This window comes from Phenylobacterium sp., assembly GCF_030693405.1.
Taxonomy (GTDB): Bacteria; Pseudomonadota; Alphaproteobacteria; order Caulobacterales; family Caulobacteraceae; genus Phenylobacterium.
Genome location: NZ_JAUYAW010000034.1, coordinates 1 through 16,335 on the forward strand (window position 1 = coordinate 1; position 16,335 = coordinate 16,335).

Here is a 16,335-nt window from a genome sequence, read left to right on the forward strand (position 1 = left end):
GGTCTTCCTGATCGACACCTCGGGCTCGATGGAGAGCGCCGACCGCCTGCCCCTGGCGCGCAAGGCGATGAATGTCCTGATCGACCAGCTGAGGCCGGAGGACCGGGTGGCCATGGTGGCCTATGCCGGCTCGGCCGGCGCGGTCCTGGCCCCCACCGACGGGCGGCAGAAGCTGATAATGCGGTGCGCGCTCACCGCCCTGTCGGCGGGCGGGTCCACCGCCGGGGGCGAAGGCCTGGCGCTGGCCTATGATCTGGCCCAGCAGAACTTCGATCCGAAGGCGATCAACCGGGTGATCCTGATGACCGACGGCGACTTCAATGTCGGCCTGTCGGACCCCGCGCGCATGGAAGACTTCGTGGCCGAGAAGCGCCGATCGGGCGTCTATCTCTCGGTCTATGGCTTTGGCCGCGGCAACTATAACGACCAGATGATGCAGACCCTGGCCCAGAACGGAAACGGGACCGCGGCCTATATCGACACCCTGGCCGAGGCGCGGCGGCTGTTTCTGCGCGACCTGCCTGCGGCCATGTTCCCCATCGCCCAGGATGTGAAAATCCAGGTGGAGTTCAATCCCGCCCGGGTCAGCGAGTACCGGCTGATCGGCTATGAAACACGGCTTCTGAATCGCGAGGACTTCAACAACGACCAGGTGGACGCCGGCGAGGTCGGGTCGGGCGCCTCGGTCACCGCGCTCTATGAGATCACGCCAGCCGGGGCGCGGGGCTCAGTCGATCCTCTGCGGTACCAGACCGAGCCGCGACCCCAGGGCCAAGGGCAGGAACTGGCCTTCATCAAGGTGCGCCACCAGCCCCCAGGAGGCGGAACCTCGGAGCTGATGACCCGGCCGGTGACCAGCCGCGATCGGGCCACCAGTCTGTCGTCGGCGCCGGAAGCCACCCGTTGGGCGCTGGCGGTCGCGGCCTTTGGCCAGAAGCTGCGGGGCGACCCGTGGGTGCCAAACCAGTTTGGCTGGGAAGAGGTCGAGGCCCTGGCCCAGGGCGCCCGCGGGCGAGATCCTGACGGCGACCGGGCCGAGTTCGTCACCCTGGTGCGCAGCGCCGCCGACGCCCATGTGAGACCGCAGGGACGCTAAGGACCGGGATCGAATGCCCCCAACCGTCCGTTGTGTCCCCAGTCAAGGCTGGTGTGTCACGCGAGGAAGCAAGGGTGTTTCAGGAACGGGTGTCGGAGCAGGTTCAAGGGATCTGGAGCGGGCGCGGACCGGCCTTGCCTGTCGAGCAGCAAGAGCTGCATCTGGTGGACGTGACCATGATGTACGCGCCGCGCTCGGGCGGGGTGAAGCGCTACCTGCTGGCCAAGCGCGCCTGGCTGGACGACCACCGGCCAGACGTCACCCATACAATCGTCGCCCCTGGGCCGCGCACGGGTCGCGGCGCTGAAGGACATGTGACCATCGCCGCCGCCCGCCTGCCCTTCGGCGACGGCTATCGGATGCCCGCCAGCCTGACCAAGTGGGCTGATCTGATCACCGCCCTGTCACCGGACGTCATCGAGGCCGGGGACGTATTCGTCCCGGGCCTGGCCGCCCTGGAGGCTGGACAGGTCCTGGGTCGCCCGGTGGTTGGGTTCTGTCACACCGACGCCGCGGCGCTGGCGGCCCTGCATCTGGGCGAATGGGCCCGCGCGCCGGCGCGGCGGCAGTGGGCCGAGACCTTCGCGCGGTTTGACGCCGTGGTGGCGCCCAGCCGCCACATGGCCGGCAGGCTGGCCGACGCCGGTGTTGGGGACGTCCTGGTGCAGCCGCTGGGGGTTGATCTCGACCGCTTCCATCCGGCGCTGGCCGACCGGGCCGGCCTGCTGCGCCGACTGGACCTGCCGACGGCCACTCGCCTTCTGGTCTTCGCCGGCCGCGCGGCGCGGGAAAAGAACATCGAGGCGATGATCGAGGCGGTGGAGCGGCTGGGCGATCCCTATCGCCTGCTGCTGGTCGGCGCCGGGCGGGACGCGCGGACTTCTGACCAGGTGATCGCCCTGGACTATGAGCGCGACACCGGCGCCCTGGCCCAGATCATCGCCAGCGCTGACGCCTTCCTGCACGCCAATGAGAACGAACCCTTCGGCCTGGCGGTGCTCGAGGCCCTGGCTTCAGGGACCCCGGTGGTCGGGCCGCGGCGGGGCGGGGTGGGCGAACTGATCGACGAGGAGGTGGGGCAAAGGGCTCGGACGGCGAGCCCCGTGCATCTGGCCGAAGCGATCGAGGCCCTGTTCGCGCGCGACCTGGACAGCGTCTCGCGGGCGGCGCGCCTGCGCACGGAGGCGCGCCATGGATGGGGGGCGACCTTTGAGGGCCTCACCACCCTCTATGATGGGCTGGCCAAGGGGTTTGTCTCGGCCGGCCCGTTGGCCCTGAGCGCCTGACCCGAAGATGGCGGGACCGCGCAGCGGCCCCGCCCTTCGTCGTTTAGCGCCCGGTCGGCAGGTCCTTGAACGCCACATCCTTGTCCACCCGGATGTCGCCGGGCAGGCCGAGAACGCGCTCGGCGATGATGTTGCGCAGGATCTCGTCGGTGCCGCCGGCGATCCGCATGCCCGGCGCCGACATCAGCGAGGCCTGGAAGGCGCCCCGTAGCGGAGCCAGCGACGGGTCGTTGATGATCCCGTACTGGTCCAGCATCTCGACGGCCGAATTGGCCAGCTCCTGCATCTGCACGGCCGAGATGATCTTGCCGATGGAGCTTTCCGGCCCAGGGGTCTCACCCTTGGAGAGGGCGGTCATGGTCCGGTTGCGGGTGTGCTTGAGCCCCTCGGCCTGAACGTACCAGTCGGCCAGCTTCTCCCGCAGAGCCTGGTCCTTGATGGCCGCGCCGCCGTCCAGACCGGGGGTCTGGCGGGCCGACTCGAGGAAGGCGCTCCAGCCGGCGCCCGAGGCGCCGCCCACCGCGAGACGCTCGTTCATCAGGGTGACGAGCGAGACCCGCCAGCCGTCATCGACCGCGCCGAGGCGCTGGCTGTCCTTGACCCGCAGGTCGGTGAAGAAGACCTCGTTGAAGCCAGAACCGCCGGACATCTGGTGGATCGGCCGCACCTCGACGCCCGGATCCTTCATGTCGATCCAGAACATGGTCATGCCCTTGTGCTTGGGCGCGTCCGGATTGGTGCGGCAGATGACAATGCCGAAGTCGGAGAACTGGGCCCCGGTGGTCCACACCTTCTGGCCATTGATGATCCAGTCGCCGGACCCGTCTGGCGCGCGCTCGGCCCGGGTGCGGGCGCCGGCCACGTCGGAGCCGCCCGACGGTTCAGAGAACAGCTGGCACCAGATTTCCTCGCCGCGGATGGCGGGGCCAACGAAGCGCTTCTTGGTGTCTTCGTCGGCGAAGGTCATCACCGTGGGCACGCACATGCCCAGGCCGATCTGGAACGGGTTGCCTGGAGTCGGGAAGGCGGATTCCTCCTGACCGAAGATGACCTGCTGGATGGGGTTGCCGCCCTGGCCGCCCCATTCCTTGGGCCAGGTGATGCAGGCATAGCCGGCGGCGGCCTTCTTGGCCTGCCAGGCCTTGGAGGCGGCGAGGCCGTCGCTGGATTCGCCCAGCGGATCGGGGTCGCCCTCACGCTTCTTGGGGGCATTGGCGGCGAGCCATTCGCGCACCTGCTGGCGATAGGCGGCCTCTTCAGGGGTGTCTTTGAAGTCCATGATTAGAATCCCTTTCAGGCGGCGGCGTTACGACGTTCGAGCTGGCTGACCAGCCGTTCCTTCCAGACCCGCGGCGCGCCCGCCACGAGGGAAAGCTGGCGCGAGCGCCGGTAGTGCAGATGGCAGTCCATCTCCCAGGTGAAGCCGATGCCCCCATGGGTCTGGATGTTTTCTTTCGAGGCGAACCAGTAGGCCTCCGAGCCGGCGATCCGCGCGGCGCTGGCGGCCACCGGCAGCTCAGGCGCATCGGTGTTGAGCGCCCAGGCGCCGTAATAGGCGTTGGACCGGGCCAGTTCGTTCTTCACATAGATATCGGCCAGCTTGTGCTTGATGGCCTGGTAGGAGCCGATCACCCGGCCAAAGGCGTAGCGCTCCAGGGCGTAGGACTTGGCCATCTCCAGGCAGCGGTCGGCCCCGCCGCACTGTTCGAAGGCCAGCAGGACCGCGGCGCGGTCATTGATCTGCTCCAGCAGCTCGAAGCCCTGACCGGCCTCGCCCAGGCGTCTGACCGGCGCGTCCTTGAAGGTCAGGCGCGCGGCGTCGCGGGTGGGATCCAGCGTCTTGAGCGCGTCGCGGGTGACAGACGCGTCGGTGAGATCGGCGATGAAAAGGCCCGGCTTGCCGTTCTCCTTGGCCAGCACCAGGGCGACGTTGGCGATGTCGCCGTCGGTCACCGGCAGCTTGACGCCATTGAGCGTGCCGCCCTCGACCGTGGCCTGCAGGGTCGAGGCGCTGGTGACGCCCGGGCCTTCGGAAACGGCCATGGCGCCGATCACCTCACCGGCGGCGATGCGCGGCAGCAGATAGGCCTTCTGCTCCTCAGAGCCGGCCAGCATGACGGCTTCTGCAAGGAAATAGACGGTGGAGGCGAAGGGGATCGGGGCCACGGCGCGGCCGAGCTCCTCGGCGATCACGCACAGCTCCAGCCGTCCCAGGCCCAGGCCGTTATACTGCTCGGGAATGGCCGCGCCGAGCCAGCCCTGCTCGCCCACCGCCTTCCAGAGATCCTCGTCAAAGGACTTCGCGTCCTCGTCCAGGACCTTGCGCACCCGGCTTGTGGGGCACTGGGCCTCAAGGAACTTTCGCGCCTCGTTCTTCAGAAACTTCTGGTCGTCGGAAAAATCGAAATTCATGCCCGTCTTGTCCCGCCGTGTTCACGGCGTCTGCGTTTCCCTGGAAACCCCACCATACGCATCGTAGCGGGCGTGGAAAGATTGACCTCGCGTCAAGGATTTCAGGGTCTTATGGGCGGAAATCAGTATCGGTGGGTGCGTATGGCCAAGGCTGTCTTCCAACGTAATCAAAAGGTGTGGGTCGAAAGCGTCGGCGCCTGGGCGGTGATCGAGAAGATCGTGCCCGTCTGGGCCCGCGGATTCGATGAGCCCGTGCGGGTGACCTACGACGTCGGCCTGGGCCGCGACTTCCACGCCCATGAGCTGCGCGCCGAGCAATCGAGCCACGAACTCGTGAACGACGACGAGCCGAGCTGGCGTCTCCTGCGGGCCCGCAACAAGTGGCAGCAGCCCGACGACTGCGCCCATCACCCCTACCCCGGCACCTATCCGGTGGTGGTCACAGACGCCAATGACTGGGGCGGCTGGCGGGTGCCCGGCGCCGAATATGATCGTGACCCGCTGAAGATCGAGTTCCAGGCCCGGCTGATCACCTCGTCCCGCAGGCTCTTGTCCATCGCCCGACACCTGTCGGCCCTGGTGGACGAGGCCCCGGACGATGCGCCGCCGGAGATCCGCCGCCTGGCCGAGGAAGCCCGCAAGGTCGACCGGTTCCTGCAGCAGATCCCTGCGGCGGGCGAGACGCCGCTGGAAGTCGCAGAAGACGCCGCCTGAGGCGCTTCCCGCCCTGCGGCCCCTGGCGAGGGACCGCTGGCGGGGTTACATCGGTGACATGCGCACCGAAACGCCCCAGCCGATCCGCCTGTCCGACTATCGCCCGCCAGCCTATCTGGTGGACGAGATCCATCTGGACTTCGACCTCAAGCCCAGCGCCACCCGGGTGAAGGCTAGGCTCAGCCTGCGCCGCAACGGCGACCACGCCGAGCCCCTGGTCCTGAACGGCGAGCGGCTGACCCCGATTTCGGTGGCCGTCGACGGCCGCGTCCTGGCTCAGGACGACTACGCCATCGACGCCGAATATCTGACCATCGCTGATGTCCCGGCGGAGTTCATCCTGGAGACCGAGGTCGAGATCGATCCGGCGGCCAACACCTCGCTGGACGGCCTCTACATGTCCGGCGGCCGGTTCTGCACCCAGTGCGAGGCCGAGGGCTTCCGCAAGATCACCTGGTTCCCCGACCGGCCTGACGTCCTGGCCCGCTATACGGTGCGGATGACCGCAGACAAGGCGTTCCACCGCCTCTTGTCCAACGGCAATCTGATGGAGTCCGGCCAGACGTCGGACGGACGTCACTACGCCGTCTGGAACGACCCCTTCCCCAAGCCCTGCTATCTCTTCGCCCTGGTGGCCGGGGAGTTGGACGTGCTGGAGGACAGCCTCGTCACCATGAGCGGGCGCAAGGTGGACCTGCGGATCTATGTGGATCCCGGCATGGCCGACCGCGCCGTCTACGCCATGGACGCCCTGAAACGCTCGATGAAGTGGGACGAGGAGGCCTTCGGCCGCGAATACGACCTCGACCTGTTCATGATCGTCGCCGTGCGCGATTTCAATTTTGGGGCCATGGAGAACAAGGGGCTGAACATCTTCAACTCCTCGCTCCTGCTGGCCGATCAGGCGACCGCCACCGACTTTGACTATGAGCGGATCGAGAGCGTCGTCGCCCACGAATATTTCCACAACTGGACCGGCGACCGCATCACCTGCCGCGACTGGTTCCAGCTGTGCCTCAAGGAAGGCCTCACCGTCTTCCGCGACCAGAGTTTCTCGGCCGACATGCGCGGCGCCGCGGTCCAGCGGATCAAGGACGTGAAGGCCCTGCGCGCCCGCCAGTTCTCCGAGGACCAGGGTCCGTTGGCCCACCCGGTGCGGCCGTCGAGCTATCTGAAGATCGACAACTTCTACACCGCGACCATCTATGAGAAGGGCTCCGAGGTCATCGGCATGCTCAAGACCCTGATCGGCGCCGAGGCGTTCCGAAAGGGCATGGACCTCTATTTCGACCGCTGGGACGGCCACGCCACCACGGTGGAGGCCTTCATCGCTTGCTTCGCCGAGGCCTCGGGCCAGGACCTGTCGAACTTCTTCGACTGGTACGAACAGGCCGGCACGCCGCGGGTCGATATCCGCCGCACCTACGACGCCGCCGCCCAGACCCTGAAGCTCGAGGTCACCCAGACCACCCCGCCGACGCCGGGCCAGCCGAGCAAGAAGCCCCTGCCCATTCCAGTGCGCCTGGGCCTGCTGGACGGGGAAGGCCGCACGCTCGCCTTCGAACGGGACGGTCAGGCCGTTGATGAGACGGTGGTGGTGCTGGACGCCGCCAAGGCCAGCCTCACCCTCACCGGCGTGGAGCGGGAGCCGGTGCTCTCGGCCCTGCGCGGATTCTCGGCCCCGGTGGTGCTGACCACCGACGCCGCGCCCAAGGACCGCTATGTCCAGCTGGCCGCCGATCCGGACCTGTTCAACCGCTGGGAGGCCGGCCAGGACCTGGCCCGGGACCTGATGCTGGCGCGCAGCGCCGGGACCCCCGATGAGGTCGGCGAGGAACGCTATGCCGAGGCCGTCGGCCGCGCCCTGTCGGACCAGGCGGCCGATCCGGCCTTCAAGGCGCTGCTGCTGTCCCTGCCCAGCGAGGCGGAGCTGGCGCTCGCCCAACAGCCCGCCGACCCGGCCGCCATCCATCTGGCCCGCAACGCCCTGCGCGGGCGCCTGGCGGTCCATCTGGCCGAGGAGCTTGGGCGACTGCACACTGGCCTGCAGGACCTGGGAGAGTTCTCCCCCGACGCCGCCGGCGCCGGCCGCCGGGCCCTGCGCAACATGGCCCTGGAGATCCTTGCGGTGGATCCCCATGCCGAGAACGCCGAGCGGGCTTATGGCCACTACGAGGCGGCCGGCAACATGACCGACGCCATGGGGGGCCTCTCGGCCCTCATGCAGATCGGTGGCGAGCCGTTCGAAAAGGCCCTGGCCGACTTCTACGAGCGCTGGAAGTCCGAGCCCCTGGTCATCGACAAGTGGTTCGCCCTCCAGGCCCGGGCGCCGGACGAGGGCGCTCTGGGTCGAGTTCTGGGCCTGACCGCCCATCCGGCCTTCGACGCCAAGAACCCCAACCGCCTGCGGGCCCTGGTCGGGACCTTCGCCGCCGGCAATCCGGTGCGGTTCCACGATGAGAGCGGGGCGGGCTACCGGTTCCTGGCCGACCAGATCCTGTCGGTGGACGGCTACAACCCCATGACGGCGGCCCGTCTGCTGGAGCCCCTGGGCGGCTGGCGGCGTTATCGACCCGATCTGGGCGCCCTGATGCGCGCCGAGCTGGAGCGGATCGTCGGGCGCGAAGGCCTGTCCAAGAACGTCTACGAACTGGCCTCCCGAGCCCTGGCGCAGGACTGAGCCGCCAGGCGGCGGAGGTTCGCAGCAGACGCGACGGTATGACTCGTGACGTGGCGAGTCCGCCCGCCTAGACTCTGCTTCGCGGGTGACTCGGATTTGAGGGTAAGGGAGCGGCGGGCTTGGCCGGACGCGGAGGCAGAGGCGCGGCTCGGACCCAGGGTCAGAAGCGCGGGGGGGAGACGAGTCCCGGCTCCCGGCCGCCGCCGACCTTCGCCTTTGCGCGTCTGGCGATCCTCACCACCCTGCTGCTCATGGCGGTCTATACAGCCTTCGCCGTGGCCCGCATCCAGGCTGAACCGACACGGGCCGGCCAGCTGGGCGCCGTCCTGCCCGGCGAGGCCCAGGCCCTGGCCGCACGGCTGGACGCCGAGGCGGCCACCCTGCGCGGCGGCGTGCTCGCCGCCCGCGAGGTGCTCGAGGCCAGCCCCGATAGCCCGCTGGAGGCGGCCGAGACGGGGCTGAGAGTGGCGTCCGGCTCGGCCAGCGCCGTCATCGTTCTCAACGGCGCCGAGATGCTCGCTGTCGCTGGCGACGCCCCGCCCCTGAACTGGGGCGCCCTGACGGCCGAGACCGATCGGGCCCCACGGGAAGTCTGGTTCGGCACAGGCGCCGCCGAGGGTCAGGCGCCCGCCCTGCTCGTCTCGGCCACGGCCTCAACCCCCCAGGGCCGGCGCACCATCATGGTGGTCGCCGCCCCAGCGCGGCTCACCACGCTTCTGTCCAAGGCGGGGATCGGCGCCATCGCCTCGGCCCGGGGCCAGATCATCAGCGCCGTGGGCGCCGGCGGGATCGCCCAGGCCGACAGCCTCAGCGCGGCCTTCGAATTGACCCCGGGCGAGTTGCGGCCAGGCCGCCTGACCCGAGCGCGCAGCCCTGAGGGCGCCAGCCTGCAGATCGCCGCCCAGCCGACCTCGGCCGGGGCTTGGATCGCCGTGGTCGGCGCGGACGCCGATCCCCTGGAGATCCTGTCAGCCCGCGAGCAGCTGGGGTGGGTGCTGATCCCCCTGGGGGTGGCCTTCCTGCTGGGCCTGCTGCTGTTCACCCAGAGCCGCAAGGTGGAGGCCGCCCAGCAGGCCTTCTACGACAGCGAGCAGCGGTTCCGTATGGCTGTGGAGGCCGCCCGCTGCGGAATCTGGGAGTGGGACCTGACCACCGACGAGGTGTTCCTGTCAGACGTCACCGGCGGGATGCTGGGCTGGGGCGGCGGCGGCGTGGTCGGCGGCCAGGACGTGCTGGACCGGGTGTCCCCCGATCATCGGGAGCGGGTGCGCCAGGCGCTGTCGACAGCGGCCCTCTATGGCGCCTTCGACGTGTCCTTCCGTGTGCCCGGCGCGCCGGGCGAGCGCCCCCTGTGGGTGGACGCCCGCGGCCAGGCCTTTGGCCGCGCCCCCGAAGGCGGTTTCGCCCGGATCATCGGGGTGGCCCTGGACGTCACCGAGGAGCGGATGGCCCAGGCCCGGGCCCAGGCCGCCGAGAACCGCCTGCGGGACGCCATCGAGAGCGTGTCGGAGGCCTTCGTGCTGTGGGACCGCCACGGCCGCCTGCTCATGTGCAATCGCAACTATCGCAGCGTCTTCTCCCTGGAGGCCCGTCTGCTGAAGCCTGGCGCGGCCCGCGACCAGGTCAACCGCTTCGCCCAGCTGGCCATCAAGCGCGAGGCGCCGGCGGTGGACGGCCAGCGGGGCGTGCGCGAGGCAGAGCTCAACGACGGCCGCTGGATCCAGATCTCCGAACGGCGCACCGCCGAGGGCGGCCTGGTGATGACAGCGGCCGACATCACCGCCATCAAGACCCAGGAAGAAGCGCGACGGGTCAACGAGGAGGCCCTGCAGAAGGCCGTGGTCAGTCTGGAGCGCAGCCAGGAGCAGCTCTCTGAACTGGCCCGCAAGTACGAGGCCGAAAAGGTCCGGGCCGAGAGCGCCAACACCGCCAAGAGCGAGTTCCTGGCCAATATGAGCCATGAACTGCGCACGCCGCTGAACGCCATCAACGGCTTCTCCGAGATCATGGTCGGCGAGATGTTCGGCCCCTTGGGCGACCCGCGCTACAAGGAATATTGCGGCGATATCCTCTCGTCAGGCCAGCACCTGCTGGCCCTGATCAACGACATCCTCGACATGTCGAAGATCGAGGCCGGCAAGATGAACCTGAAGTTCGAGCCCCTGACCCTGGAGGACGTGGTCGAGGACGCCGCCCGGCTGATCCGCAACCGCGCCGACAGCGCGGGTCTGGCCCTGGAGCTGGAATTCCCCCGCGACCTGCCCGAGGTCGAGGCTGACTACCGCGCCATCAAGCAGGTGCTCCTCAACCTGCTATCCAACGCCATCAAGTTCACCCCCCGCGGAGGCCGGGTCACGGTGCGGGCGGACGCCCGCCCCGATCCCCAGGGCGAGCGGGTGCGGATCACTGTGCGCGACACCGGCATCGGCATCGCGCCTGATGATCTGGCCCGGCTGGCGCGGCCCTTCGAGCAGATCGAAAACCAGCACTCCAAGACCCAGCAGGGCACCGGCCTTGGCCTGGCGCTCACCAAGTCGCTGGTGGAGATGCATGGCGGCGCGCTGGATATCCAGAGCGCGCCCGGCGAAGGCACGACGGTCGGCTTCTCCCTGCCCGTCCGGCAGAGCGAGCCCCTGCAAGCTCCCGTACGGCGCACGGGGACTGCGGCTTGAGCTGAAGTCGAGGTCCAGGACCTCCTGCGGGACAAAATTGATCCCGCGCATAGGCGTCTCCGACGACGCCGCTAATGTGCTCAGATGCTCGAATACGCCATACAGGCCCGCAGGACTGACGCCCACGGAAGCCTTGCCAGCGCCAAGGACGCCACCCTGGTTCTGGACACAGACCTTCAGGGACGCCTGGACGCATTCAATCCCGTTGAGCTCCTGCTGGCTGCGGTAGCCGCCTGCATGATCAAGGGGATCGAGCGTGTCACACCCTTGTTGAAATTCGACCTGCGGGGCGTTGAGGTCAGGCTGAAGGCCGCCCGGCAGGACAGTCCGCCGATGATCACCTCCATCGACTACGAGCTGATCATCGACACCGACGAGAGCGATCAGCGCCTGGAGCTGCTGCACAAGAACATCCGCAAGTACGGGACGATCTCGAACACCGTGGCCCAGGCGACCACCCTGGACGGGCGGGTCACCCGGCGGACCTCGCCTTAAGCCGTCAAGCCTGCGCGGGCGCCGCTAGAACCGATCCCGGCGGCTTTCTCCGCCGCCCCGTCCGTCCCCATGCCGGGCCGGCGGGCGTGAGAGCGCCTGCGCCAGGGCCTGACGTTCCTCCGGGCTCAGGTCGGCGGCGAAGTCGACGATGCGGCTCTCCAGGCGGCTCCGGGCCTGGGCTTCGATCGCCTGGGCCTCGGTCAGCGCCTGACGGACGGCTGCGGGATCATAGGGGTCAGCGGCGATGTCGCCCCAGGCCGCCCGCCGAGCTTCGCCGGCCCGCATCAGCGAGCGCCGGACTTCGCGGGCCTCGCCGCGCAGCGCCTCTCGATAGGCGTCCTGGCGGGCTTCCGGCAGGGCGGACGCGGCGGAGAAGATCGGTGGCGGTCCCGGACGCATGGCGCTCTCCCGCCCTTCGGACATGCGCACGCCGATCACCAGGCCGCCCACCACCGCGCCAATGGCGAACAGGTTGACGGCCAGGGAGACGAACAGGGCGATGGTCAGGCTCCGTTGCGACATCACACGTCTCCGACCAATTCCACATCCAGGCTGTCATAGGCGCTCACCGCTGCGGTGATCACCTCAAGGTCGCCCACCGGGGCGATGGCTCCAGACACCACGACCCCGGCCATGACCCCAGCAGCGCCAGCGGCCATGAGGCCCGCGCCCAGCCCCGTGCGCCATACCCAGCCCCGCCAGGCAGGGGGCCTTCTTTGGGTCGGAGCGCTCGCCAGGATCGCCGCCTGCAGAGTCGCGCTGGCGGCCGGCGTACGCCAGGAGTCCAGCGCCCAATCCAGGTCGCTCTGGGCGGCCAGCAGCGGCGCGGTCGCCGCTGGATCGGCCGACATCAGCACGGCGGCGGCCTCCCGGACATTCTCCGGCCAGCGGGAGACGTCGCCGCCATAGGCCTCGGCGAGGGCGGCGAACCTGTCCAGGTCCATGATCGGTCCTTCCTTCATTCGGGCGGCCTCACCGCATGTCCGCCAGGGCCAGGCGAAGCGCCCGGCGGCCGCGGGACAAAAGACTCTCCAAGGCCTCGACGCTGACCCCCATCAAACCAGCGGCCTCGATATTGCCGAGCTCCTGATAGTGGCAGAGCACGATGGCCTCCCGCTGGCGATCCGGCAGGCGGGCCATGGCGGCGGCGACCCGTCCTCCCACATCGGCGGCCTCCAGACCGCGATCGGGCGCCGGCCCCTCGTCGGTCTGCTCCGGCGGCGCCTCGGTAGGAATCTCCCGGCGTCGGCGCAGGCGGTCGTAGCAGAGGTTGAGCGCCACCCGGTGCAGCCAGGTGTCGAACCGCGCCGCGCCGGGGGTCCATTTGGGCGCCTGGCGCCAGGCGCGCAGGAACACCTCCTGCGTCACGTCCTCGGCCTCGGCCGCGTCGCCCAGCATGCGCACGGCCAGGCCGTTGATCCGGGTCAGCTTGCGGCCCATCAGGGCGCGCACCGCCGCGGGATCGCCCTGGGCGATACGGCCCAGCAACTCGTCGTCGGGGTCCTGCGCAGCGGCCAAGCCTCACCTCGCCCGCGCCGCAGCCGGGCCCTGGGTCAGGATCACGAGCCGCCACTCGAACGGCTCTGGCGAAGGCTGGTGAGTTCGGCCCGGTCGAGAACGCCGTCCCGGTCCGCATCACTGGCGGCGAAACGACGATCAGCGCTCGCCTCGATCTCGGCGCGGCTGATTACGCCGTCGCGGTTGGCGTCAAGGCGGGTCCAGACCTCGGCCGCCCTGGCGGCGCCGCCCGCGCCCCGGAACCGCCGGGCCATGTCCTCCATGGGTTTGAACTCAGCCTTGGTGATCTGGCCGTCCCGGTTCTTGTCGAAGGCCTCCAGGAGGGCGTCGGTCTGGCTCTTGCGGAACTCGGCCTGGGTCACCTTGCCATCCCGGTTCAGGTCCGGGTCAGGGCCGCGGCCCATCATCTGGGCCTGGGCAGGCCCGCTGATCAGGACGAACGCGAGCGCGCTAAACAGGATCGGACGGAGCATGGCGACCTTCTGGCGGGATGGGTTCAAGGGTTTGAACGGCGTCGCCGCCAGTTTCCGTCGCTCAAGGTTGCACCAGCATTTCATAGGCGTTGCGAGCCGCCTTGCGGGCCGCCTCAAGTCTGGGCCGGACCTTGCGGAAGTCGCTCTCGCCGGCGGCCCGCGCCATCAGCCGACGGAAGGCGGTGGGCTCCAGTGAGGGGTCTGCCCCCTCCTCCAGGGCCACCTTGATCAGCTGGGTCAGGTTCTGTTGCAGCCGCCAGGCGTCCTCCAGCACCTCCAGGGGTTCTGCCGCGCCGAGGCCGGCCTCCCGAAGGGCCGCCAGCGACCGGGCGGTATGCGGATGGAGGGGCCCGCCCTCGGCGGCGTGGGCCAGTTGCAGGAACTGGGCGGCGAACTCCACGTCCACCAACCCCCCGCGGGCGAGCTTCATGTCCCAGACGTCCTTGGCCGGGCGTTCCTTGTCGAGCAGGGCGCGCATGGCGCGCACGTCCCGGGCCAGGATCTTGCGGTCCCGCGGACGGCGCAGGGCCGACTCGATCAGGCCCGTCGCGGTTTCAGCGAACGCCGGGGTGCTGGCCCAGACAACCCGGGCGCGGGTGAGCGCCAGGAACTCCCAGGTTTCGGCCTCCCCCGCGTAGTAGGCCTCGAAGGCCGACTGGCTGACCGCCACGGGCCCCTGGGTCCCGGAGGGGCGCAGCTGCATGTCCACCTCGTACAGACCGCCCTCGGCGGTCGGCAGGGACAGGGCGGCGATCAGACGCTGGGTGAAGCGGCCATAGAAGGTCTCCGCCCCCCAGCCCTTCAGGCTCGACATGGCCCGGGGGTCGTCGGCCAGGTAGAGGGTCATCAGGTCCAGGTCCGATGAGGCGGTCATCTCGCGCGAGCCGCACTTGCCGAGCGCCACCACCGCGACCTGCCCCGGAAAAGCGCCCCCCAGCCGCTCGGCCTCCGCCAGGGCCGCCGGCGCGAGGGTGCGGATGCAGAGATAGGCCAGGTCCGCAAACCCCCGACCCACCCGCTCGGCGCTGGCCACCCCGCTCATCACCTGCACGCCGAGCCGGAAGGCCTGTTCCCGGTGCACCCGGCGCACGGCGTCCATCACCTCCTCGAAGCCCTCGGCCCGGGAGATGGCCATGGCCATCACGGCCTCGTCCTCGGCGGGGTCGATCTCGGCGAAGAAGTCCCCGTCGATCAGGGCGTCGATGGCGGCGGGCCGCCTGGCCAGCGTCGCGGCCAGCTTGGGCGCAAACGCCAGGACCTGGACCAGCAGCTCGAACAGCTGCGGGTTGGCCAGGAACAGGGACTGGATCTGCACGCCGGACGACAGGCTGGCGAAGAAGTCGCTGAACCGGTTGAACGCCGCATTGGGCGCCCCGGTGGCGTTCGCCGCCTCAAGCAGGCGCGGGGCGAGCCGGGTGAAAAGTTCGCGGCCCCGCTCGGTGCGGGTGGCCGGAATACGTCCGTGATGCCAGGCGCGGATGGTCTGGGAGACCTGCAGCGGGTTGTCGAAGCCCATGCGCGCCAGGGTCTTCAGGGTGGCGGGGTCGTCGTCCACGCCGGTGAAGATCAGGCTGCCGAAGCTGGACGACAGGGGCTCTTCGTCGGGGAAGAGTTCGCCATACCGGCGGTTGACCGTCTTCAGCACCTCGGTGATGGCGGCGTCGAAACCCTTGACCTTGTCGTGGCCGAACAGGGCCGCGACCCTGGCCCGCTCTCCGTCCGCCTCGGGGAGGCGGTGGGTCTGTTCGTCGGCGATCATCTGGACCCGGTGCTCGACGGCGCGCAGCGTGTGATAGGCGCTGGTCAGCTCCTGGGCCGCCTCGGGCGTCACGTGGCCGGCCTCGGTCAGGGCCTGCAGCGCTTCCAGGGTGCGCATGCCCCGCAGCTCCGGATGGCGGCCGCCGAGGATCAGCTGCTGGGTCTGGACGTAGAATTCGATCTCGCGAATGCCGCCCCGGCCGAGCTTCAGATCAGCGCCCTTGGCCGTCAGCCGGTCGTCGACCTTGTGGACATGGATCTGGCGCTTGATCGAATGGATGTCGGCGATGGCGGCGAAGTCGAGGTTCTTGCGCCAGATGAAGGGCGCCAGCTCGACCAGGAAGGCTTCGGCCCGGGGCAGGTCGCCCGCGCAGGGCCTGGCCTTGATGAAGGCCGCCCGCTCCCAGTTCTGGCCCACGGTCTCATAGTACTCGAAGGCGGCGTTGACCGACACGGCCAGCGGCGTCGAGGAGGGATCAGGGCGCAGCCGGAGGTCCACCCGGAAGACATAGCCCTCGTCGGTGCGGTCATGGATCAGGGCGGCCACCGCCTGGGTCAGCCGCACGGCGAAGCCTCGGGGCTCCACGCCATCGCACACCGGCAGGCGGTCGGGCTCGTAGAAGACCGAGACGTCGATATCGCTGGAATAGTTGAGCTCGAAGGCGCCCTGCTTGCCCATGGCCAGGCAGAACCAGCCGGGCACGGGGCCTTCGGGACCCTCCCCCACCGCTTGCAACCGGCCGGCCGCCACCTCGGCGCGGGCGGCCACGCGGAGTCCGGCGGCCAGGGCGGCGTCGGCGAAGCGGGTCAGGGCCCCGGTGACCGCGTCGAGGTCCCAGACCCCGCCCAGATCGGCCAGGGCGATCAGGAGATGCGCCTCGGCCTTCAGCCGGCGCAGCTCCGGACCGGCCTCGGCCGCCGTCTCCAGATCCCCGGCCGCCGCCGTCCGGGCCAGCAGGTCGGCGAAGCGGGCGTCGGGCTCATGCTCCAGGATCGCCCGCAGCCGCGCCGGCGTCCGGCGGGCGAGGCCCGACAGATAGGGTGAGGCGCCGAAGACAGGGGCCAGGGCCGGCCAGGCGCGCTCAAGCAGATCCTCCCACCCGTCCCGGGCTGCGGCGGGCGCAATCATCTCACGGGTTCGTTCAGCGGCCTTCCCATCAGCCACGGGGCCGCAGGGACGTAGCGAGTCAGCAAGCACGGTCATGGGGGCAGTCTGCGGGGTCAGGCCGGC

The 16,335-nt window shown here is 69.6% G+C and carries 13 protein-coding genes; 6 read left to right on the forward strand and 7 right to left on the reverse strand.

Translation table 11 applies throughout. The features are described from left to right. A partial coding sequence (locus Q8N19_RS06600; protein ID WP_305588792.1) for a YfbK domain-containing protein occupies positions 1-1,096 on the forward strand: 1,096 nt, incomplete at its 5' end. A 74-nt stretch (positions 1,097-1,170) separates the two neighbouring features. Next, the gene (locus tag Q8N19_RS06605) at positions 1,171-2,382 is read left to right on the forward strand and encodes a glycosyltransferase (RefSeq protein ID WP_305588793.1); all 1,212 of its coding nucleotides are present in this window, start codon (positions 1,171-1,173) and stop codon (positions 2,380-2,382) included. 43 nt (positions 2,383-2,425) lie between these two features. Here the strand turns inward: Q8N19_RS06605 and Q8N19_RS06610 are convergent, their stop codons facing one another. Beyond that, positions 2,426-3,661, reverse strand: coding sequence for an acyl-CoA dehydrogenase family protein (locus Q8N19_RS06610; protein WP_305588794.1), 1,236 nt, complete (start codon positions 3,659-3,661; stop codon positions 2,426-2,428). Between the two features lie 14 nt (positions 3,662-3,675). Further along, on the reverse strand, positions 3,676-4,794 hold the full coding sequence (locus Q8N19_RS06615) for an acyl-CoA dehydrogenase family protein (RefSeq protein WP_305588795.1): 1,119 nt from the start codon (positions 4,792-4,794) through the stop codon (positions 3,676-3,678). 141 nt (positions 4,795-4,935) lie between these two features. On the opposite strand from Q8N19_RS06615, the gene Q8N19_RS06620 reads away from it, so the two are divergent. The 4 genes from Q8N19_RS06620 to Q8N19_RS06635 all read left to right on the forward strand — a co-directional run bounded on the left by Q8N19_RS06620 (position 4,936) and on the right by Q8N19_RS06635 (position 11,355). Then, the gene (locus Q8N19_RS06620) at positions 4,936-5,508 is read left to right on the forward strand and encodes a hypothetical protein (protein WP_305588796.1); all 573 of its coding nucleotides are present in this window, start codon (positions 4,936-4,938) and stop codon (positions 5,506-5,508) included. 58 nt (positions 5,509-5,566) lie between these two features. Then, the gene (pepN, locus tag Q8N19_RS06625; protein WP_305588797.1) at positions 5,567-8,188 is read left to right on the forward strand and encodes an aminopeptidase N; all 2,622 of its coding nucleotides are present in this window, start codon (positions 5,567-5,569) and stop codon (positions 8,186-8,188) included. A gap of 119 nt (positions 8,189-8,307) precedes the next feature. Beyond that, positions 8,308-10,860, forward strand: a complete 2,553-nt coding sequence (locus Q8N19_RS06630) for an ATP-binding protein (RefSeq protein ID WP_305588798.1) — start codon at positions 8,308-8,310, stop codon at positions 10,858-10,860. An 84-nt stretch (positions 10,861-10,944) separates the two neighbouring features. Further along, on the forward strand, positions 10,945-11,355 hold the full coding sequence (locus Q8N19_RS06635; protein ID WP_305588799.1) for an OsmC family protein: 411 nt from the start codon (positions 10,945-10,947) through the stop codon (positions 11,353-11,355). Between the two features lie 24 nt (positions 11,356-11,379). On the opposite strand, the gene Q8N19_RS06640 is transcribed toward Q8N19_RS06635, so the two are convergent. From Q8N19_RS06640 to Q8N19_RS06660, 5 genes are all read right to left on the reverse strand, one after another. Next, a complete protein-coding gene (locus Q8N19_RS06640) occupies positions 11,380-11,877 on the reverse strand; it encodes a periplasmic heavy metal sensor (RefSeq protein WP_305588800.1) in 498 nt (165 codons plus the stop codon). Next, the gene (locus tag Q8N19_RS06645) at positions 11,877-12,299 is read right to left on the reverse strand and encodes a hypothetical protein (RefSeq protein WP_305588801.1); all 423 of its coding nucleotides are present in this window, start codon (positions 12,297-12,299) and stop codon (positions 11,877-11,879) included. The genes Q8N19_RS06640 and Q8N19_RS06645 overlap by 1 nt, the downstream gene beginning before the upstream one ends. A gap of 28 nt (positions 12,300-12,327) precedes the next feature. After that, on the reverse strand, positions 12,328-12,873 hold the full coding sequence (locus Q8N19_RS06650) for an RNA polymerase sigma factor (RefSeq protein ID WP_305588802.1): 546 nt from the start codon (positions 12,871-12,873) through the stop codon (positions 12,328-12,330). A gap of 41 nt (positions 12,874-12,914) precedes the next feature. Then, positions 12,915-13,346, reverse strand: a complete 432-nt coding sequence (locus Q8N19_RS06655) for an EF-hand domain-containing protein (protein WP_305588803.1) — start codon at positions 13,344-13,346, stop codon at positions 12,915-12,917. A gap of 61 nt (positions 13,347-13,407) precedes the next feature. Then, positions 13,408-16,308, reverse strand: coding sequence for a bifunctional [glutamine synthetase] adenylyltransferase/[glutamine synthetase]-adenylyl-L-tyrosine phosphorylase (locus tag Q8N19_RS06660; protein WP_305588804.1), 2,901 nt, complete (start codon positions 16,306-16,308; stop codon positions 13,408-13,410). Between the last annotated feature and the right edge of the window lie 27 nt (positions 16,309-16,335).